A 19,979-nucleotide genomic window follows, 5' to 3' on the forward strand; every position below is an offset into this window, starting at 1 on the left:
CCCCTACCAGAGTGGGGCATCCGTGTTACAGCCTGGTTGCTGTGTGACGTACTGTGACGGCACCTGCTCGTGCGGCCCGGCGCTTCTAGGCTGGGCGCATGAGCACCTCCGATGCCCCCGTCCTGCTGGCCTGCGCCCACGGCACCCGGTCCCCGGCCGGGCGCGCGGCCGTGTCCCGCCTGGTGGACGCCGTCGCCGCCGAGCTGCCCGGGACCGAGGTGGTTCCCACCTGGGTCGACGTGCAGACCCCGGACCTGGCCGCCCGCACCGAGGAGTACGCCGGGCGCCCGGCCGTGGTGGTCCCGCTGCTGCTCTCGGCCGGCTACCACGTCTACGTGGACGTGGCCGAGGCGGTGGCCGCAGACGTGCTCCACCGGGTCTCCGGCGCCCTGGGTCCGGACCGGGCGCTGGCCCGGCTGCTGGCCCGCCGGGTGCACGAGGCCTGCGCGTCCGCCCGAGCCCCGCTGGGGGAGGCCGACGCCGTGGTGCTGGCCACCGCCGGCTCCTCGGACCGCCGGGCGGTGGCCGACTGCGCCGCGGTGGCGGAGCTGCTGGGCGAGGAGCTGGCGCGTCCGGTGGCCGTGTCCTACCTGGCCGCCGCCCGCCCCCGCGTGGCCGAGGCGGTGGCGTCCGCCCGGGCCGGCCTGGCGGACGGGGGCCGCGTCGTCGTCGCCAACTACCTGCTGGCCCCCGGCTACTTCCTGGACCTCTCGCGCGCCGCCGGGGCGGACGTGGACACCGAGCCCCTGGCCGTGCCGGAGGGGGAGGTCCCGCCCGAGCTCGTGGACGTGGTGGTCTCCCGCTACCGCTCGGTGTCCTGACCCCCGCACTCGCCGAACCCGGGCGCCCGCGTGAGTCCTCCTGGATGCGCCGAGTTCCCTCTGCATGTGCCGAGTCCCCTCTGGATGCGCCGAGTCCCCCATGAGCTCGCAAGTCCCCCCGATCGGACGGGGGGACTTGCGAGCTCATGGGGACTCGGCGGATGGAGTGCCTCGATGTGGGGGACTCGACGCGCGGGTGGAGTGCCGCGGCGTGGGGGACGCGGCGGGAGGCGGGTCAGTCCCGGACGCGCGTGAGGTCCGCGTCCTCGTAGCGGACCATCTTCGAGCCGGTGACCAGTTTGTGGCCGAACCACAGGGCCAGGAACAGCGGCAGGCCGATGTAGGCGGTGAGGGCGGCCGTCAGGTCCACCTCGCCAAGGAAGGCCTGGTAGTTCTGCCCCAGGATCACCACGGCGCACAGCGCGAGCGCGATCACGGGGCCCAGCGGGAAGAACCGCGCCCGGTAGGGCAGGTCCGCCAGGTCGTGGCCCTGGGCGGTGTAGGCCCTGCGGAACCGGTAGTGGCTCCAGGCGATGCCCATCCACACGATGAACCCGGCCAGGCCCGAGGCGCTGACCAGCCAGACGTAGGCGTCCCCGTCCCCGATGAAGGTGGTGAGGAAGGACGCCCCGCCCACCAGGGTGGTGGCGAGCAGCGCGTTCATGGGCACGCCGCGGCGGTTGACCTTGGCCAGGAAGCGCGGCGCCTTGCCGCCGTCGGCCAGGGCCCAGAGCATGCGGGTGGAGGCGTAGAGCCCGGAGTTGCCGGCGGAGAGGATGGCGGTGAGGATCACCGCGTTCATCACCGAGGCGGCCGCCAGCACGCCGGCGTTCTCGAACACCAGGGTGAACGGGGAGATGGAGATGTCCTCGACGTCGCTGGTGAGCAGGTTGGGGCTGGTGTGCGGGATGAGGAAGCCGATCACGGTGATCGCGCCCACGTAGAAGAGCAGGATGCGCACGAACACGGTCCGGATGGCCTTGGGCACGTTCTTCTCGGGGTCCTCCGCCTCACCGGCGGCCACGCCGACGAGTTCGGTGCCCTGGAAGGAGAAGCCGGCCACCATGAAGATCGCCAGGATGCCCAGCCCGCCGCCCACGAAGGGCGCCTCGCCGGTGGTCCAGTTCTCGAACCCGGGGGACTCGCCGCCCAGGATGCCCACGATCATCAGGATGCCCAGCACCAGGAAGATCACCACGGTGACGACCTTCACCAGGGAGAACCAGAACTCGCTCTCGCCGTAGGCGCGGGTGCTCAGGGCGTTGAGCAGGAACAGGATGAGCAGGAACGCCCCGGACCAGATCCAGGACGGGACGTCCGGCAGCCAGTAGCGCATGATGAGCGCGGCGGCCACGAGCTCGGCGGCCACGGTGATCGCCCAGTTGTACCAGTAGTTCCAGCCGATGGCGAAGCCGAAGGACGGGCTGACGAAGCGGGTGGAGTACTCCTCGAACGCGCCGGAGACCGGCAGGTACGTGGCCATCTCGCCCAGGCTCTGCATCAGCAGGAAGACCATGAAGCCGATCACGACGTAGGCCAGCAGCGCCCCGCCCGGGCCGGCGGTGGCGATGGTGTTGCCCGAGGCCACGAACAGGCCGGTGCCGATGGCCCCGCCCAGCGCGATCATGGTCAGGTGGCGCGGTTTGAGGCTGCGGCGCAGCTTCTCCTGGGACTGCAGCTGCGCCTGGGTCGCAGGCGCGCTCTGCTCGGCCCGAGGGCGTGCGGTGGTGGTCACGCGGAATCTTCTCCTCTGGTGCGGTGGACGGATCACGGCAGGAGGAGGTTCGGTGGCGCCGTCCCCCCGAACGGTCCTGGCCGATTATGGGTGCAGAGATTGCAGAGGGGAAATCGGCGCGGAGCCGCGCCACAGGGCGTCCCCGTACGATGGGCGGGTGGAATCGCAGACCGGACCGGGGCAGCAGGGCACACGCCACCCGTCCCGCTGGGTGGCCGTTGTGGCCCTTCTCACCGGTTCCGCCCTCCTCCTGCTCGCCGCCACGCTCGGGGCCCGCTGGGCGTGGGACCCTGCGCCGACGGCCGAGGAGGAGATCTCCTGCGCCCCCTACGGACTGGAGGGCGTGAGCGTCGCGCCCCGCGGCGAGCGGGGGCCGCTGAGCGACGGGCCGGTGCTCTCCGGGGGCGTGCGCCTGCAGGAGGGGCCGTCCGACCGGATGAACGTGGCCTTCGAGCACGACGGGGTGACCAGCAGCTACCACGTCTTCGCCGACGGCGTGGACTGGAGCCGGCCGGTCGGGGTGGTCTTCCGCCTCCACGGCGACGGTGCCTACGAGTTCCACAACCCCCAGCACAAGGTCTCCTGCCTCGCGGAGGTGGCGCGCAGCCACAACGCGGTGCTCGTGGCACCCCGCACCCCGGACCGGCAGGGCGAGCCCACGTGGTGGGAGGACCTCGACGGCAACGCCGAGTGGTTCCTGGCCCTGGCCGAGCAGGAGATCTTCCCCGTCTACGACGTCGACCGCTCCCGCACCTGGCTGCACGGCTACTCCGGCGGGGCGGAGTTCATCAGCTACGAGCTGCTCGCCGACCGCGTGGACTTCCTGCAGGGCGGCGGGGCGGTGCTCACCGGCGGCGGGGGGGACCCGGCCACGGGCTCCTCCCGGCCCACGGAGGAGCAGCTCGAGAACCTGCTGCTGCACTGGGACGTGGGCCTCGACGACGACGGCTCCGACCCGAGGGCCCCGTTCGACGCGCTCTCGGCGGCGGCCGCCGGCCACGCCCACTACGAGGACGCCGGGTACCGGCGGACCAGCGTGCGTTACCGGGAGGGCGTCGACCACTTCGAGCTGCCCGAGGCGCGGGTGCTCGGCGAGGTCCTCGCCGCGGCCGAGGAGTGAGCCGGGCGTGCGGCCGGGCATGTGATCCATCTCTCCCAAATCCCGGTATGGCCTGCAACGACGCGGCCGGGGGCGGGGCTGGGCGAGCACGGACAGGGCACAGCCTCCTCATCGGCTTGCAATAGCATATGACCGCCCGTACGGTGTGATGGAGAAGAAATATGTCGGCGGGGACCGACGCAGGGGGAAGGCCGGTGCGGGGGCATCGAGCCGAGACAACGACTCTTTCGCGGTGCGCCGACCCGGCGCCCCGCTCCCGGAGCGCCTTCCACACCGACACCACCGGCCCGGTGGGTTCATGCGTCCCGCCGACACAGCCGCTGCCAGACCCGCAGCGGCGTGACCGTCGATGGGGGACATCAATGACAGTGCGCTCGACCATGCGCAGCGGCTCGACCCGCTCGGGGGGCGGCCGGCACCTGCTCGAGGACCGGAACCCGGACCACGACCCGCAGGAGGACGCCGAGCTGCTCGACCCGGCCCTGCACACGCAGTCGCTGCCGCAGGTCCCGGGCCGCGCCGTCTTCCCGGTCGCGTCCGCCCCGGCGGCCCGCACCCTGGTGGACGTCGTCATGGACACCGTCGCCCGGCACCCCGACGCCACGGCGGTCGACGACGGGACCACGGTGCTCAGCTACGCCGAGTTCCTCGAGCGCGTCGAGGCGCAGGCCCAGCGCCTGTGGGACCTCGACATCGGGCGCGGGGACCGGGTGGGCATCCGCGTGCCCTCCGGGTCCGTGGACCTCTACGTCGCGATCCTCGGCACCATCTTCGCCGGGGCCGCCTACGTGCCGGTGGACTTCGACGACCCGGACGAGCGCGCGGCCACGGTGTGGGAGGAGGCCTCGGTGTGCGCCGTCTACGGCGCCGGCCTGGCCCTGGAGACCCGCACCGGCGTCCGCCCCGGAGCGGACTGCCGTGAGCCCGGCACGGGCGACGACGCCTGGATCATCTTCACCTCCGGCTCCACCGGCAAGCCCAAGGGCGTGGCGATCAACCACCGCTCCGCCGCCGCCCTCGTGGACGCCGAGGCCGAGCTGTACCTGCCCCGGCGCCCGCTGAGCCCGGGCGACCGGGTCATGGCGGGGCTCTCGGTGGCCTTCGACGCCTCGTGCGAGGAGATGTGGCTGGCCTGGCGCTCCGGCGCCGCCCTGGTCCCGGCTCCGCGCGCGGTCGTGCGCTCGGGCACCGATCTGGGTCCCTGGCTGGTCGAGCGGGGGATCACCGCCGTCTCCACGGTGCCCACCCTGGCCTCCATGTGGCCGGCCGAGGCGCTGAGCCGGATCCGCCTGCTGATCTTCGGCGGCGAGGCCTGCCCCAACGAGCTGGCCGCCCGCCTGGTCCACCCCGGCCGCGAGGTCTGGAACACCTACGGGCCCACCGAGGCCACGGTCATCGCCACCGGCGCCGTGCTCACCGGTGAGCCGCCCGTGCGCATCGGCCTGCCGCTGCCCGGGTGGGAGCTCGCCGTCGTCGACCCCGCCGGCAACCCCGTGCGCTGGGGCGAGGAGGGCGAGCTGATCATCGGCGGCGTGGGGCTGGGCCGCTACCTGGACCCCGCCAAGGACGCCGAGAAGTTCGCGCCGATGGACACCCTGGGCTGGGAGCGGGCCTACCGCTCCGGTGACGTGGTGCGCGCCGACCCCGAGGGCATCGTCTTCGTGGGCCGCGCCGACGACCAGGTCAAGATCTCCGGCCGCCGCGTGGAGATGGGCGAGATCGACGAGCAGATGAGCCGGCTGCCCGGCGTGCAGGCCGGCGCCGCGGCGGTGCACACCACCCCCGCCGGCAACCAGATCCTGGTCGGCTACCTGGTGGCCGACACCCCGGGCTCGGTGGACCTCCCGGAGGCCCGCAGCCTGCTCGCCGACCGCCTCCCCGGCCAGATGGTGCCCGCGCTGGCGCTGATGGACGAGCTGCCGCTGAAGACCTCCGGCAAGGTGGACCGCAAGGCCCTGCCCTGGCCGCTGCCGAACGCCGGCGCGGACGCCGTCGGCTCCCCGGTGGACGCCGAGCTCGAGTGGCTCGCCGCCCTCTGGGCCGATCAGCTGGGCCCGCTGCCCATCGACGAGGACAGCGACTTCTTCGCCCTCGGCGGCACGTCCGTGGCCGTGGCCAAGCTGGTCTCCGAGATCCGCCGCAGCTACCCGGACGCGGAGATCGCGGAGATCTACCGCCACCCCACCCTCACCGGCATGCACGAGTACCTCGCCGGGCTCGCCCCCGTCGACGTCGCGGCCCAGGACGCCGCGCGCACCCGGCAGGTGGCCGACACCCCGCGCTGGAACGGGCTCGTGCAGATCCCCTTCCTGGCGGGCCTCTACGCCGTCTCCGGGCTGCGCTACGTGCTGGGCTCCGCGATCGTGGTGTGGCTGCTGTTCAACCTGCTCGGCGCCACCTGGGTGCCGAACCCGCCGCTGCTGCCGCTCGTGGTCGGCTGGCTGGTGCTCTTCGCCCTGCCCGGCCGCCTGGTGCTCACCGCCCTGTTCATCCGGCTGCTCACCTTCCGGCTGCGCCCCGGCGCCCACGCCCGCGGCTCCTGGACCCACCTGCGGGTCTGGATGGCCGAGCGGGTGCTGATCTTCAACAAGTTCGAACCCCTCATGGGCACCCCCGTGATGGTGCTGTTCTTCCGCCTGCTCGGCAACCGGGTGGGCCGCGGCGCCCACCTCGACACCCTGCCGCCGGTCAGCGGGCTCGCCTCGATCGGCGACGGCGCGGCCGTGGAGCACGAGGTCGACCTCTCCGGCTACTGGCTCGAGGGCGACGTCCTCCACCTCGACGGCGTCACCGTGGGCGCGCACGCCCGGATCGGCACCCGCACGCTGCTCAGCCCCGGCGCGGTGGTCGAGGACGGCGCGGAGGTCGACCCCGGCTCCCACGTCACCGGCACCGTCCCCGCCGGGCGGCTGCAGGGCGGCTCCCCGCTCGAGGACCTCGGCCCCGCCGGCGCGAGCTGGCCGGAGCCGGCCCCCGGGCACGCCCACGGGTTCCGCAACGGGCTGCTCTACGCCCTGGGGCTCGGCACCGTCGGGCTCCTGCCCGTGCTCGCCGTGGTCCCCGGCGCCCTGATCGTGTTCACCCAGGTCCAGGGCATCGAGCTCTACGAGCGCGTCTTCCCGGTCCTGGCCCTGTGGGTGCCGGTCTTCGCCGTGCTCACGGCCCTCGTCTACCTCGCGCTGCTCGTGGCCGTGGTGCGCCTGCTCGCCGGGCTGATCACCCCCGGTCACCACCGCGCCGACGGGACCGCGGCCTGGGCCGTGTGGCTGACCGGTGTGCTGCTGCAGAAGAGCCTCGTGTCGACCTATCCGGTCTACGCCTCGATCGCCACGCCGTTCTTCCTGCGGCTGCTGGGCGCCCGTGTGGGCCACCAGGTGGAGATCTCCACCGTGGAGACCCTCCCGCACCTGACCACCTTCGAGTCCGGCTCCTTCATGGCCGACCACTCCCTGGTCAGCTCCGCGCGCACCGGCTTCGGCTGGGTGCACGTGGGCCGCTCGACCGTGGGGGAGCGCTCCTTCGTGGGCAACTCCGGGATCGTGGGCCCCGAGCGCGACGTCCCGGCGGACTCCCTGATCGCCGTGCTCTCCTCCGCCCCGGAGCACGCCGAGGCCGGCACCTCCTGGCTGGGCCGGATGCCCGAGCCGATCAGCCGGGTCAGCGACGCCGCCGACGAGGACGTCACCTACCGGCCGCGCCGGCGGCTGCTCGTGGCGCGAACCCTCGTGGAGTCCCTGCGGGCCGTGCCGTTCATGGTCACCGCGTGGATCGACCTGGCCATCGTCTACGTCCTGACCACCGTCTACATGCGCGCCGGGGGCGGCCTCGACGGCATCGTCTCGGCCTTGCTGTGGGCCACGCCCGTGGTGCTCGCCGCCGGCGTGCTGGCCGCGCTGGTGCCCGTGATGGTCAAGTGGGCGCTCATGGGCCGCTTCCGCGAGGGCGAGCGCCCGCTGTTCAGCTCCTTCGTGTGGCGCAACGAGCTCGCCGACACCTTCGCCGAGTCGCTGGCGGTGCCCGGGCTGATCCGCCTGGCCGTGGGCTCCCCGGTGTTCAACGTGTGGGCGCGGCTGATGGGCGCGCGGATCGAGCGCGGCGTGTGGTGCGAGACCTGGTGGCTGCCGGAGTTCGACCTGGTCCACCTCGGCCGCGGCGTGTCCGTGAACCGCGGCACCGTGCTCCAGACGCACCTGTTCCACGACCGCATCATGCGGCTGCAGCCGGTGTCCATGGAGGCAGGGTCCACGCTGGGTCCGAACAGCTTCGTCCTCCCGGGCAGCACCGTGGAGGCCGGGGCGACCGTGGGCCCCGGCTCCCTGGTGATGGCCCAGGAGACCGTGCCCGCCGGCAGCACCTGGGGCGGAAACCCGATCCGGCCGCTGCACGTCCCGGCCGGCGAACTCGTGGGCGGCGGGGGATCGAACCGGTGAGCGCCGCCGACCCCACCACCACCCGGGGCGGGGGCACCGCGGTGCTCAACGTCCCCGGCCCCGCCGGGCGGCGCACCAAGCGCCGGCTGGTCGGCGTGGACGCCGCCCGCGGCTTCGCGCTGCTGGGCATGGTCGCCGTGCACACCATGCCGGTCTGGGACGAGGAGGCCGGGCGGGCCTCGCTGAGCTGGTCCCTGTTCGCCGGGCACTCGGCGGCGCTGTTCGCCACCCTGGCCGGGGTGAGCCTGGCCTTCCTCTCCGGCGGCCGCACCCCGCACGAGGGCCGGCGGCTGGCCGGGGACCGGGCCGGACTCGTGGGCCGCGCCGCGGTGATCGCCCTCGTCGGCTTCCTCGTCGGGTTCGTGGCCCCGCCGGTGAACAACATCCTCATCTACTACGGGATGTTCTTCCTGCTGGCCATTCCGTTCCTGGGCCTGCGGATCCGCCACCTGCTGGCGGCCTCGGTACTGTTCGCCGTGCTCTCCCCGTTCCTCATGCAGTGGTCCCTGGAGGTGCTGCCCGCCCACGTCTACGGCAACCCCACGCTGTGGAACCTGGTCACCGAGCCGGTCACCGTCCTGTCCCAGCTGCTGCTCACCGGCACCTACCCGGCCCTGCCGTACATGAGCTACCTGCTCGCCGGCCTGGCCCTGGGGCGGATGAACCTCACCAGCCGGAAGGTGCAGCTGTGGCTGGTGGGCGTGGGCGCGGCCACCGCCCTGCTCGCCTGGACGGTGTCCATGGTGGCGCTGCTGGTCTTCGGGGTCTACGAGCGGATCTGGTCCGCCACCCCCTGGATGTCCGAGGAGCAGATCGACTCCATCCTGGTCTTCGGCCCCGAGCCGTCCCTGCCGACCACCACCCTGTGGTGGCTGACCGTTCCGGCCCCGCACAGCAACACCCCTGCGGCGCTGTTCGTCAGCCTGGGCATGGCCGTCTTCGCGCTCGGCGCCTTCCTGCTGCTGGCCCGGCTGATCGGCAAGGCCCTCACACCGCTGGCGGCCGCCGGGTCCATGACCTTCACCCTGTACACGCTGCACCTGCTGTTCCTGGCCACGGGGGTCTACGACCTCGCGCCCGGGTTCTGGTTCTGGATGCAGCTGGTGGTCTTCGGACTGCTGGCCGTGGCCTGGCAGCGGGCGGTGGGCCAGGGCCCGCTCGAGAAGCTCGTGGCCCGCGTCTCCAAGGGCATCACCCGCAGGGTGGCGGCCCGCCCCCCGGCGGAATCGAGCCGCTGAGGAAGCCCCCGAGCCCCCCACCTGACCACCGAGTCCCCCATGTGCTCGCAATTCCCCCGGATCGATCGGGGGGAATTGCGAGCACATGGGGGACTCGGTGCTTGGCACGGGCGATGTGGGGGAGTCGGGGGCGCCAGTTAGTTGCTGGTTGCTGGGGGACTCGATGCCTGGCGTGGGCCACCCGGGAGACCCGGCGCTCGGCGCGGGCCATCTCAGGGGGGTCGGGGCGCCGGTCAGTCACTGATTGATGGGGGACTCTGCGCTCGACGGGGCGCGCACCGGGGGCTCACAGGGGTGATCCCCGTGCTGTGAGCGGAATTGCACCGAGGCGTTACTCCTGCCGTCGGGGGGCGAAACACGGGATTCCTACGGTGGGGGCATCGCACGCCGCCGTGCACCGCATCCGCCCCGCCAGGAGGTCCCCGTGAGTTCAGAGCTGCACCCCGACCCGTCCCCGACGGCGGCACGGCCGTCCGCGCCGGTGCCCCCGCTGGCGCTGCGCGAGCGGCCCGGCCGCTGGCTGGACGGCTACCGCCCCGAGGACCCCGCGTTCTGGGAGAGCACCGGCCGCCCGATCGCCCGCACCAACCTCACGTGGTCGATCCTCGCGGAGTTCCTGGGCTTCGCCGTCTGGCAGCTGTGGGCCATCACGGTCGTGTTCCTGCCGGGCGCGGGCTTTCCCTTCAGCGACTCGCAGATCTTCTGGCTGATCTCCATCCCCTCGCTGGTGGGGGCCACGCTGCGGATCCCGTACACCTTCATGGTCGGCCGGTTCGGCGGCCGGAACTGGACGATCGTCTCGGCCCTGCTGCTGCTGGTCCCCACCGTGGGCCTGGCGCTGGCGGTCGGCAACCCCGGCACCCCGTTCGCGGTCATGCTGCTGCTGGCGGCCACGGCCGGCTTCGGCGGCGGCAACTTCGCGTCCTCGATGGCCAACATCACCTTCTTCTACCCGGTGCGGGAGAAGGGCTGGGCGCTGGGGCTCAACGCGGCCGGCGGCAACCTCGGCACGGCCGTGGCGCAGCTGGTCGTCCCGATCGCCGTCTCGCTCGTCGCCCTCGGGGCCACCGGACTCTCGGTCGCGGGGTGGCTGTGGGTGCCGTTCATCCTCTTCGCCGCGTGGGGCGCGCGGAGGTACATGCACAACCTCTCCCACGCCAAGGGCGACGTGGCGGGGTCCCTGGCCACGGTGCGGGAGCCGCACTTCTGGGTAATGTCCTTCCTCTACGTGGGCACCTTCGGGTCCTTCATCGGCTTCTCCAGCGTGTTCCCCAAGCTCATCGCGGACACCTTCCCCGGCTTCTCCTCCTTCACCGTGGGCGCGGCGGCGCTGTCCCTGGCGTTCCTCGGGCCGCTGGTGGGGTCCGTCTCCCGCCCCTACGGCGGGCGGCTCGCGGACCGCTTCGGCGGCGCGCCGGTGACGGTGGGAGTGTTCGCGGTCATGGCGCTGCTCGCCCTGGCCGTGGTGCTCACCCTGCCGCTGGCCGACTTCTGGCTGTTCCTGGGCCTGTTCCTGCTGCTGTTCACCGCGGCCGGCATGGGCAACGGCTCCACCTACCGGATGATCCCCTCGATCTACCGGGTGCTGGGGCTGCGCCGGCAGCAGGACGCCGCGGTCTCCACCGAGCGCAAGGCCTCGGCCGCCCTGGGGCTGATCGGGGCGGTCGGCGCGTACGGCGGGTTCCTGATCCCGCAGGCGCTGAACCTCTCGAACACCACCACCGGGGCCTACAGCGCCGCGTTCTACGGCTTCGTCGCGTTCTACGTGGTGGCCCTGGCGGTGACCTGGGCCTGCTATCTGCGCCCGGGCACGGAGATGGGCGACAGCCACATCTGAGCCGGCCCCCGCCCTCCCGGAAGGAACCCCCGCATGAGCACCACGGCCACCCACTGCCCCTACTGCGCGCTGCAGTGCGCCATGACCCTCGACACGGACTCCGCGGCCGCCGCCGCGCAGGGCTTCCCGGAGGTGCGGGCCCGGCAGTTCCCTGTCAACGGGGGAGGGATGTGCCGGAAGGGCTGGACGTCGGCGGAGCTGCTGGCCCACCCGTCGCGGCTCACCGCGCCGCTGCTGCGCGGTCCGGACGGGATGTTCCGGGAGGTCTCCTGGGACGCGGCGCTGGACCGGATGGCGGCGGAGTTCCGCGCCGCCCAGGACCGGTACGGCCGGGACGGCGTCGGGATCTTCGGCGGCGGCGGGCTGACCAACGAGAAGGCCTACCAGCTGGGGAAGTTCGCGCGGGTGGCCCTGCGGACCTCGCGGATCGACTACAACGGCCGGTTCTGCATGTCCTCCGCCGCCGCGGCCGCCAACCGCTCGCTGGGGGCCGACCGCGGCCTGCCGTTCCCGGTGACCGACCTCGACGACGCCCACACCGTGCTGCTGCTCGGCAGCAACCCCGCCGAGACCATGCCCCCGTTCGTCCAGCACCTGGAGCACGCCCGGGAGCGCGGCGGCCTGATCGTGGTGGACCCCCGCCGCTCCGCCACGGCCCGGATGACCGACGACGACGGCGGGATCCAACTGCAGCCCACCCCCGGCTCCGACCTGGTGCTGCTGCTGGGCCTCGCCCACGTGGTGCTGCACGAGGGCCTGGCCGACCTGGACTACCTGGAGCGGCGCACCACCGGCCTCGAGGCCTTCCGCACGAGCGTCGGCGCGTGGTGGCCCGAGCGGGTCGAGCAGGTCACCGGTGTCCCGGCGGAGCGGCTCCGCCGCGCCGCCCGCCGGCTGGCCCGAGAACGGCGGGGCACCTACGTGCTCACCGGGCGCGGGGTCGAGCAGCACGTGGACGGCACGGACACCGCGACCGCGGCGATCAACCTGGCCCTGCTGCTCGGGCTGCCCGGTCGTCCCGGCTCCGGCTGGGGCACGCTCACCGGCCAGGGCAACGGCCAGGGCGGGCGCGAGCACGGCCAGAAGGCCGACCAGCTGCCCGGCTACCGCTCGATCACGGACCCCGCCGCCCGGGCGCACGTGGCCGGGGTGTGGGGCGTCGACCCGGCGGAGCTGCCCGGCCCGGGGATCCCCGCGGTCCGGCTGCTGAGCACCCTCGGCACCGAGGGCGGCGTGCGCTGCCTGTGGGTCAACGGCTCCAACGTGGTGATCGGCGCCCCGGACACCGCCGCCGTGACCCGGGGGCTGCAGGCCCTGGACTTCCTGGTGGTCTGCGACCTCTTCCTCTCCGAGACCGCCGAGTACGCCGACCTCGTCCTGCCCGTGCCGCAGTGGGCCGAGGAGGAGGGGACCATGACCAACCTCGAGGGCCGGGTGCTGCGCCGCCGCCGCGCGGTGGACCCGCCGCCCGGGACCCGGGACGAGCTGTGGATCATGGCCGAGCTCGCCCGGCGGCTCGAGGCGCCGGGCGCCTTCAGCCCCCACCCGCAGGAGGTCTTCGCGGAGCTGGCCCGGGCCTCGGCCGGGGGAACGGCCGACTACTCCGGGATCCGCTGGGCCGCCCTGGACGCCGGCGAGGCCTGCTACTGGCCCTGGCCGGTGGGGAGCTCCACCGGCACGCCCCGGGTCTTCCTCGACCGCTTCGGCCACCCCGACGGCCGGGCCCGGCTGGTCCCGGTCCGGGCGCGCACCGCCGGCCGGGCGGTCGACCCGAGCCCGCGAGCACACCGCCGGGAACCGCTGCACGGACCCGGCACGCTGACCCTGACCACCGGGCGGTACCTGGAGCACTACCAGTCCGGCAACCAGACCCGCCGGGTGTCCTCCCTGCTCGGGGCCCGCCCCGAGTCCCGGCTGCAGATCCACCCCGCGACCGCGGCCGCCCTCGGCATCCGCGACGGCGCGGCGGTCGAGCTGACCAGCGCCCGCGGCCGTGCCGTGGCCCTGGCCCGGCTGAGCACCGACATCCGCCCCGACACCGTGTTCCTGCCCTTCCACTACGCCGGTGACGGGACCCCCAACCGGCTCGTGTCCTCGGACGCCGTGGACCCGGTCTCGTCCATGCCCGAGTTCAAGGCCGGCTCGGTCACCGTCCGGGCGATCGACCCCCAGGAGAGCACCCGATGACCCCGCACCGTCCCACCCGCTCGACCGGCACCCCGATGCGCCCCGGCGAGCACGTGGTCGTGATCGGCTTCGGCCCCGTGGCCGCCCGGTTCGTCGACGACGTCGCCGACCTCGCCGCCGCGGGCACCATCCGCCTGACCGTGATCGGCGGGGAGGCCGAGCCCGCCTACAACCGGGTGCTCGTGGGCGAGCACGCGATGGGCCGGGCCGAGCTCGCCTCCATGCGGCTGGCCGACCCGGAGCTCCTGGCGCGCAGCGGGATCGACGTCCTGCTCGGCACGGAGGTGACCCGGATCGACCGCGCCCGCCGGCTGCTGCACGTCACCGACCGGGCCACCGGAGACTCCGGGCGGCTGGGCTACGACCGCCTCGTCCTGGCCACCGGCGCCCGCCCCAACCTGCCGGTGCTGCGCGGGCTCAACCCGGATCCGCACGCCTATGGGCACCTGCCCGCCGGCGTCACCGCGCTGCGGGACCTGCGCGACGCCCGGTCCGTGCGCGCCGTCGTCGAGCGCCGCGGCCGCGTGGTCGTGCTGGGCGGGGGCGTGCTCGGGCTCGAGGCCGCGCTCGCGGCGAGCGAGGTCGGCTGCCCGGTGACGGTCGTCCACTACGCCCCGTGGGTGATGACCCGGTCCCTGGACGCCGCCGGCGGAGCCCTGCTGGGGAGGGCGCTCGACGAGGCCGGGGTGGAGGTGGTCTCCGGCGCCCAGGCGCGCGAGGTGCTCCTGGGCGAGGACCGGGGCTTCCGCGGCCTGCTCCTGCAGGACGGCCGCGAGGTGCCCGGCGAGCTGCTGCTGCTCTCCGTCGGGGTCACGCCCCGCACCGAGCTCGCCGAGGGCGCCGGTCTGCGCACCGCCCGCGGCATCGTGGTGGACCACGAGCTGGAGGCCGACGTCGAGCAGCGCGTCTTCGCCGTCGGGGACTGCGCCGAGGTGCTGTGCCCGGACCCGTCCTGCCAGGTCTGCCCCGGCCGGGCCGGCAGGGGGCCCTCCGGGCTCGTGGGCCCCGGGTGGCGCCAGGCGGAGTGGCTGGCCGCCCGCGTGCGCGCCGAGCTGGAGGCCGTGGCCGAGGGCGGGACCACCGTGCTCGCGCCGCTGACCGAGGGCCCCGCCGGGGCGGTGCGGCTCAAGGCGCACCAGGTGGAGCTCGCCTGCGCCGGAGCGGCCGGGGGCGCGCCGTGGGAGCCGCGGGCCGACGGCGGGTCCGTGGTGCAGTGGGCCGACGGGTCGGCCGGGACCTACGCCCAGCTCGTGCTGCGCCCGGACCGGACCCTCGCCGGCTACACCGTGCTCGGGCTGCCCCGGGCCGCGGCGGAGATCGGGCTGCTCCACGACCGCGGCGAGGCCGTGCCGGAGGACCCGAGCGTCCTGCTGCGCCTGGACGGGCCCGACGCCGGGGCCGGCGAGCGTCCGACGACCCCCGAATCCACGGTCTGCCACTGCGCGGGTGTGAGCAGGGGCCGCATCGCCGACGCCGTGGCCGAGGGCGCCGCCACCGTCGAGGCGGTCGGCCGCGCCACCCGGGCCGCCACCGGCTGCGGCGGCTGCAAGGCCGCGGTCGCCCGGATCATCGACGCCCACACCCCGGCCCCGGCCTGACGCCACGGCCTGACGCCACCGCGGATCCCCTGGCGGTCCGCCCCAGCCTTCCTCCCGAGACCCCTGTCTCGTGCCTGACCCCCGGATCGCCGAGTCCCCCCTCGTCCCGCCGAGTCCCCCCTTCGTCCCGCTGAGTCCCCCCTGCGCTCGCAATTCCCCTCGATCGATCGGGGGGAAATGGGAACCCATGTGGGACTCGGTGGTGCTGGGGAGACTCAGCGGTGTTGGGGGATTCGGCGGTGCTGGGGGGACTCAGCGGTGTTGGGGGATTCGGCGGTGCTGGGGGGACTCAGCGGTGCTGGGAGGACTCAGCGGTGTTGGGGGATCCGGCGGTGCTGGGGGACTCGGCGGTGCTGAGGGAGCGGCAGGCGGGTCAGGGGGACAGCCGGTAGCCGCGCTTGATCACCGTCTCCACCACCGGGGCGGGCAGGGCCTTGCGCAGCCGCGAGATCACCATCTCCAGGGCGTGCTCGGTGTCCAGGCCCGGCACCGCGGAGAGCAGCTGCGCCCGGGACACCACCGCGCCGGGGCTGGCCGCCAGCGCCCGCAGCACCGTCACCTGCGCGTCGGAGAGCGGGACGAACTCGCCGTCCAGCGCGGTGCCGGTGCTCATCAGCCGCAGCGTCCCGTACCGGGTGGGCAGCACCACGGTGCGCTCCTGCGCGGCGTGGGTGCACACGGCCCGGACCAGGGCGCCCAGCCGGAACCGCTCGGGCACCAGCGGCTCCACCCCGGCCTCCAGCAGGGGCCCGGCGCACACCGGGCCGACCGCGGCGGCCGTGACGTCGGTGCGCAGCGCCTCCACGAGCTCGTCGTAGTGACCGGCCTCCTGTGCGGTGCTGAAAAGGGAGTCCACCGCCGGCGCGGCCGTGAAGGTCAGGACGTCGATCCGGCGCTCGCACACGTCCCGGATGAGGGCGGGCAGGCGCTCGCCGTCGTCGGCGGAGAGCCAGCGGTAGGGGGCCACGGTGTCCACGCGGGCGCCGGCGGCCACGAGCCGCTCGAGCTGCAGCTCGTCGGTCAGCCCGTGCAGCTGCACGGCCACGCGGGTCCCGCGCACGCCGTCGGCCAGGAGCCGGTCCACCACGGAGGAGGTCCGCTCGTCGGCGGAGACCTCGGGGTCGTCGAGCTCGAGGGAGAGCACCTGGCCGCGGGCCTTCGCGCCGCGGGTGAGCACGCGGGCGGCACGGAACGCGTCCCGCAGCTCCTCGCCCAGGCCGGCGGCGTCGGCGGCCTCGAACCACCGGCGGAGCCCGTAGGCGGTGGTGACCACGAGGACCTCCGGGCGGTGGGCCAGCAGCGTGCGGGTGTCCTCGATCACCCGGGTGTCCTCGGTCACGGGGGAGATCATCAGGGCGGGCGCGTGCACCACCTGCGCGCCGCGGCGCTCCAGGGCCGAGATGAAGTCCGTGGCCCGGCGGTGGGCGGTCACGCCCACGCGGAACCCGGTCAGCTCGCCGAGCGCGGGGGCGGAGGGTGCAGCGGTCATGGCCCGAGGATATGGCCGCCCTGTGACCGCCGTGTTTCCGCGTGTTTCCGCCGGCGCACTCCCGCCCGGCCGGCTCCGGCCGGGCGCGCTCACACCCCGGCAGGGGTCGCGCCCGCGGCGCCCTCGCGCACCGGGATGCGCGGACCGGTCAGCAGCACCGGCCCGGCGCCGGCCTCGGCGGCCGCGCGCTCGGCGTCGGTCGCGGGGCGGCGCTGGCCGCGCTCGAGCACGTAGTCCTGCGAGTCGTCCGGGGCGGCGTCGTTGACGAAGGACCGGAACCGGCGCAGCCGCTCGGGGTCCTGCAGGGTCGCGGCCCACTCGTCCTCGTAGCGGTCCACGTGCCGGGCCATGGCCTCCTCCAGCTCCTCGCCGACGCCCAGGGAGTCCTCGACGACGACGGCGCGCACGTGCTCGATGCCGCCGTCGAGCTCCTCCTGCCACCGGGCCGTGCGCTGCATCCGGTCCGCGGTGCGGATGTAGTACATCAGGTACCGGTCGATGTAGCGGACCAGGGTGTCGTCGTCCAGGCCCTGGGCCAGCAGCTGGGCGTGGGCCGGCGTGGCCCCGCCGTTGCCGCCGGTGTAGAGGTTCCAGCCGTCGGTGGTGGAGATGACGCCCACGTCCTTGCCGCGGGCCTCGGCGCACTCGCGGGCGCAGCCGGAGACGCCCATCTTGAACTTGTGCGGGGAGCGCAGCCCCCGGTAGCGCAGCTCGAGCCGCACGGCCATGCCCACGGAGTCCTGGACGCCGTAGCGGCACCAGGAGGAGCCCACGCAGGACTTCACGTTGCGCAGCGCCTTGCCGTAGGCCTGCCCCGACTCGAAGCCCGCGTCCACCAGCTCCCGCCAGATCTCGGGCAGCTGCTCGAGCCGGGCGCCGAACATGTCCACCCGCAGGGCCCCGGTGATCTTGGTGTAGAGCCCGTACCTGCGCGCGACCTCCCCGAGCACGATGAGCTTCTCCGGGGTGATCTCCCCGGCCGGCACACGGGGGACCACGGAGTAGGTGCCGTCCTTCTGCATGTTCGCCAGCGCCCGGTCGTTGGTGTCCTGCAGGGCGCCGCGCCCGGCGTCGAGCACGTACTCGTCGCGCTGGGAGGCGAGCACGGAGGCCACCACGGGCTTGCAGATGTCGCAGCCCAGGCCCGTGCCGAACCGGCCCACCACCTCGTCCCACGAGGACAGGTCCAGGGCGCGCACGGCCTCGAAGAGCTCGGCGCGGGAGAGCTCGAAGTGCTCGCACAGGGCGGTCGAGACCTCCACCCCGGCCTTGGCGAGCTCCAGGTCCAGGGTCTTCTTGAGCATCGGGACGCAGGAGCCGCACTGGGTGCCGGCCCGGGAGCACTTCTTCAGCTCGCCGATCTCGTGCACGCCGCAGCCGATCTGCTCGCGCACCGCCCCGGTCGTCACGTTGTTGCAGGAGCACAGCACGGCGTCGTCGGGGAGATCGCCGGCCGGGGCCTCCGCACCGGAGGCGGAGAGGTAGGCGCCGGGCTCGCCGGGCAGCTCCCGGCCGAGCAGCGGGCGCAGCGCGTTGTACGGCTCGGCGTCCCCGACGAACACCCCGCCCAGCAGGGTCCTCGCGTCCTGGGTCACCACGACCTTCTGGTACATCCCCCGGGCCGGGTCCGCGTAGACGACCTCGAGGCAGTCCTCGGTCTCCCCGTAGGCGTCGCCGAAGGAGGCCACGTCCACGCCGGCGAGCTTGAGCTTCGTGGCGGTGTCGAAGCTGCCGAACGTGGAGCGCCCGCCCGCCAGGCGGTCGGCCACGATCTCCGCCATGGTGTTCGCCGGGGCCACCAGGCCGAGGCACTCCCCGTTCCAGGAGGCCACCTCGCCGATCGCCCAGACGTGCTCCGCGGAGGTCCGGCACGCGTCGTCGATCACCACGCCGCCGCGCGGAGCGGTCTCGATCCCGGCGTTGTAGGCCAGCCGGTCCCGGGCCCGGATGCCCGTGGCCACGATCACCAGGTCCGCCTCGAGGTCGGCGGAGTCCCGGAACTCGACGGCGCAGACCTCGCCGTCGGCCTTGCGCAGCCCCACCCCGGAGGGCCGCTCGCCCAGGTGCAGGCGCACGCCCCGGGCGGAGATCAGGGCGTTGAGGGACCGGCCGGCGCCCTCGTCGAGCTGGGCGTTCATCAGCCACCGGCGGGAGTGCACCACGGTGGCCTCCGCGCCGAGCTCCTGCAGCCCGCCCGCTGCCTCGAGGCCCAGCAGGCCTCCGCCGATCACCACGCCGCGCGGGGTGCGGCCGTAGCGGGCCCGCAGCCGCTCCACCTCGGCCCGGATCGCCGCGACGTCGTCGAGGGTGCGGAAGACGAGGGCGTGCTGGGCGCCGGGGATGTCCAGGCGGGCGGCGGCGGAGCCGGTGGCGAGCACGAGCTCGTCGTAGCCGGTGACCGTCCCGTCGGCGGCGGTCACGGTGCGCGCCGCGGGGTCGATCTCCCGCGCCGCCACGCCCTGGCGCAGGTCCACCCGGGGGTCCTGCCACACGGTGCCCCCGCCCAGGGTCAGGTCGATCTGCCCGTCCGGGCCGGTGAGGGCCTTGGACAGCTGCACGCGGTCGTAGGGCACCCACGGCTCGTCGGCGAACACGGTCAGGCGCACGTGGTGGTCCTCCGCGGACAGCACCGCCTCCGCGAAACGGTGGGCGGCGGGTCCGCCGCCGACCACGACGACGTGCTGCGGGGAACGGGCCGAGAAGGGGGAGCGGGTCACGGAAGACCTCCGGGAACGGTGGCGGGCAGGGCGTCGGGCACGACTCTAGGAGGACGGGATTGCCCCGCGGTTGCCCTGCCGTTCCGCGGGCTTTTCGCTTTCCTCACCGTCCTCCCGGGGGGTCGTGAGCGGCGTTTGACCGGGGCGAAACGGTGCGGGAGCGGCCCCGAAACCGGGCCCGCCTAACGTCGATCCCGACGTTGCCGGACCCGCGGCCCGGGCACCCGCCCGGCCCTCGGCCCGAGCACCCGCCCGACCGTCCGCCCGACCAGCAGGAGGCCCCCATGACCGCGACGCTCCCGGAAGCTCCCACCCGCCCCACCGGCCCCGCCACCGCCTGGCACGACGTGTGCGCCCTCACGGACCTGGAGCCCCTGTGGGGCGAGGCGGCCCGGGTGGCCGGCCGGCAGGTGGCGCTCTACCGCGTGGACGGCACCACGGTGCTGGCGGCCGACCACCGCGACCCCCGCACCGGGGCCTGCGTGATGGCCCGGGGCATCCTCGGCTCCCGCGGGGCGGCGGTGACGGTCGCCTCGCCGCTGCACAAGGAGGTCTACGACCTCGGCTCCGGCCGGTGCCTCAGCGGCGACGGGCCGGAGCTGCCCGTCCACCCCGTCCTGGTGCGGGACGGGCGGGTCCTCGTGGCGCTGCCGAGCGCACCGCCTGTCGTCGGGGGACCTTTCCGGGGGCCGTGCGTGGGATGAGCAGGTGACCGGACAGCGTCCCCGCACCTTCCCCAGGGGTCGTGGCCGGCCATGGCTCCGGCGTCCTCGCCGGGACAGACGGCGCAGACCCGGGCCCAGGCCG

At 74.3% G+C, this 19,979-nt stretch carries 11 protein-coding genes; 8 read left to right on the forward strand and 3 right to left on the reverse strand.

Translation table 11 applies throughout. The annotated features are described in order from the left end of the window. The first annotated feature begins 98 nt into the window (after positions 1-98). Positions 99-821 carry a sirohydrochlorin chelatase gene (locus tag ABL57_RS15380; protein WP_047804350.1) on the forward strand — a complete coding sequence of 241 codons (723 nt, stop codon included), beginning with the start codon at positions 99-101 and terminating at the stop codon, positions 819-821. A gap of 235 nt (positions 822-1,056) precedes the next feature. Here the strand turns inward: ABL57_RS15380 and ABL57_RS15385 are convergent, their stop codons facing one another. Then, positions 1,057-2,556, reverse strand: a complete 1,500-nt coding sequence (locus tag ABL57_RS15385; protein ID WP_371212487.1) for an amino acid permease — start codon at positions 2,554-2,556, stop codon at positions 1,057-1,059. 157 nt (positions 2,557-2,713) lie between these two features. On the opposite strand from ABL57_RS15385, the gene ABL57_RS15390 reads away from it, so the two are divergent. The 6 genes from ABL57_RS15390 (at position 2,714) to ABL57_RS15415 (ending at position 14,966) form a co-directional block, all read left to right on the forward strand. Next, positions 2,714-3,676, forward strand: a complete 963-nt coding sequence (locus ABL57_RS15390; protein WP_053005015.1) for a hypothetical protein — start codon at positions 2,714-2,716, stop codon at positions 3,674-3,676. 362 nt (positions 3,677-4,038) lie between these two features. Continuing rightward, on the forward strand, positions 4,039-8,106 hold the full coding sequence (locus ABL57_RS23420) for a Pls/PosA family non-ribosomal peptide synthetase (RefSeq protein WP_305728553.1): 4,068 nt from the start codon (positions 4,039-4,041) through the stop codon (positions 8,104-8,106). Next, entirely contained in the window at positions 8,103-9,344 is a 1,242-nt protein-coding gene (locus ABL57_RS15400; protein ID WP_082157485.1) for a heparan-alpha-glucosaminide N-acetyltransferase domain-containing protein, read from the forward strand. The genes ABL57_RS23420 and ABL57_RS15400 overlap by 4 nt, the downstream gene beginning before the upstream one ends. A gap of 424 nt (positions 9,345-9,768) precedes the next feature. Beyond that, on the forward strand, positions 9,769-11,181 hold the full coding sequence (locus ABL57_RS15405) for a nitrate/nitrite transporter (RefSeq protein ID WP_053005017.1): 1,413 nt from the start codon (positions 9,769-9,771) through the stop codon (positions 11,179-11,181). A gap of 33 nt (positions 11,182-11,214) precedes the next feature. Continuing rightward, positions 11,215-13,368, forward strand: coding sequence for a molybdopterin oxidoreductase family protein (locus tag ABL57_RS15410; protein ID WP_047804351.1), 2,154 nt, complete (start codon positions 11,215-11,217; stop codon positions 13,366-13,368). Further along, positions 13,365-14,966, forward strand: a complete 1,602-nt coding sequence (locus ABL57_RS15415; protein ID WP_238986084.1) for an FAD-dependent oxidoreductase — start codon at positions 13,365-13,367, stop codon at positions 14,964-14,966. The genes ABL57_RS15410 and ABL57_RS15415 overlap by 4 nt, the downstream gene beginning before the upstream one ends. A 373-nt stretch (positions 14,967-15,339) precedes the next feature. On the opposite strand, the gene ABL57_RS15420 is transcribed toward ABL57_RS15415, so the two are convergent. Both ABL57_RS15420 and nirB read right to left on the reverse strand, forming a co-directional pair. Continuing rightward, on the reverse strand, positions 15,340-16,455 hold the full coding sequence (locus ABL57_RS15420; protein WP_047804352.1) for a uroporphyrinogen-III synthase: 1,116 nt from the start codon (positions 16,453-16,455) through the stop codon (positions 15,340-15,342). A gap of 89 nt (positions 16,456-16,544) precedes the next feature. Continuing rightward, a complete protein-coding gene (nirB, locus tag ABL57_RS15425) occupies positions 16,545-19,172 on the reverse strand; it encodes a nitrite reductase large subunit NirB (RefSeq protein WP_047804353.1) in 2,628 nt (875 codons plus the stop codon). A gap of 284 nt (positions 19,173-19,456) precedes the next feature. Here nirB and nirD point away from each other — a divergent pair, with 284 nt between their 5' ends. After that, positions 19,457-19,876, forward strand: coding sequence for a nitrite reductase small subunit NirD (nirD, locus tag ABL57_RS15430; protein ID WP_047804354.1), 420 nt, complete (start codon positions 19,457-19,459; stop codon positions 19,874-19,876). Positions 19,877-19,979: the final 103 nt, after the last annotated feature.

Source organism: Kocuria sp. SM24M-10 (assembly GCF_001027955.1).
Lineage (GTDB): Bacteria > Actinomycetota > Actinomycetes > Actinomycetales > Micrococcaceae > Kocuria > Kocuria oceani.

Coding starts and splice junctions, on each gene's coding strand:
- ABL57_RS15380 (WP_047804350.1), top strand. CDS start 99: ATGAGCACCTCCGATGCCCCCGTCCTGCTGGCCTGCGCCCACGGCACC.
- ABL57_RS23420 (WP_305728553.1), top strand. CDS start 4,039: ATGACAGTGCGCTCGACCATGCGCAGCGGCTCGACCCGCTCGGGGGGC.
- ABL57_RS15410 (WP_047804351.1), top strand. CDS start 11,215: ATGAGCACCACGGCCACCCACTGCCCCTACTGCGCGCTGCAGTGCGCC.
- ABL57_RS15415 (WP_238986084.1), top strand. CDS start 13,365: ATGACCCCGCACCGTCCCACCCGCTCGACCGGCACCCCGATGCGCCCC.
- ABL57_RS15420 (WP_047804352.1), bottom strand. CDS start 16,455: ATGACCGCTGCACCCTCCGCCCCCGCGCTCGGCGAGCTGACCGGGTTC.
- nirD (WP_047804354.1), top strand. CDS start 19,457: ATGACCGCGACGCTCCCGGAAGCTCCCACCCGCCCCACCGGCCCCGCC.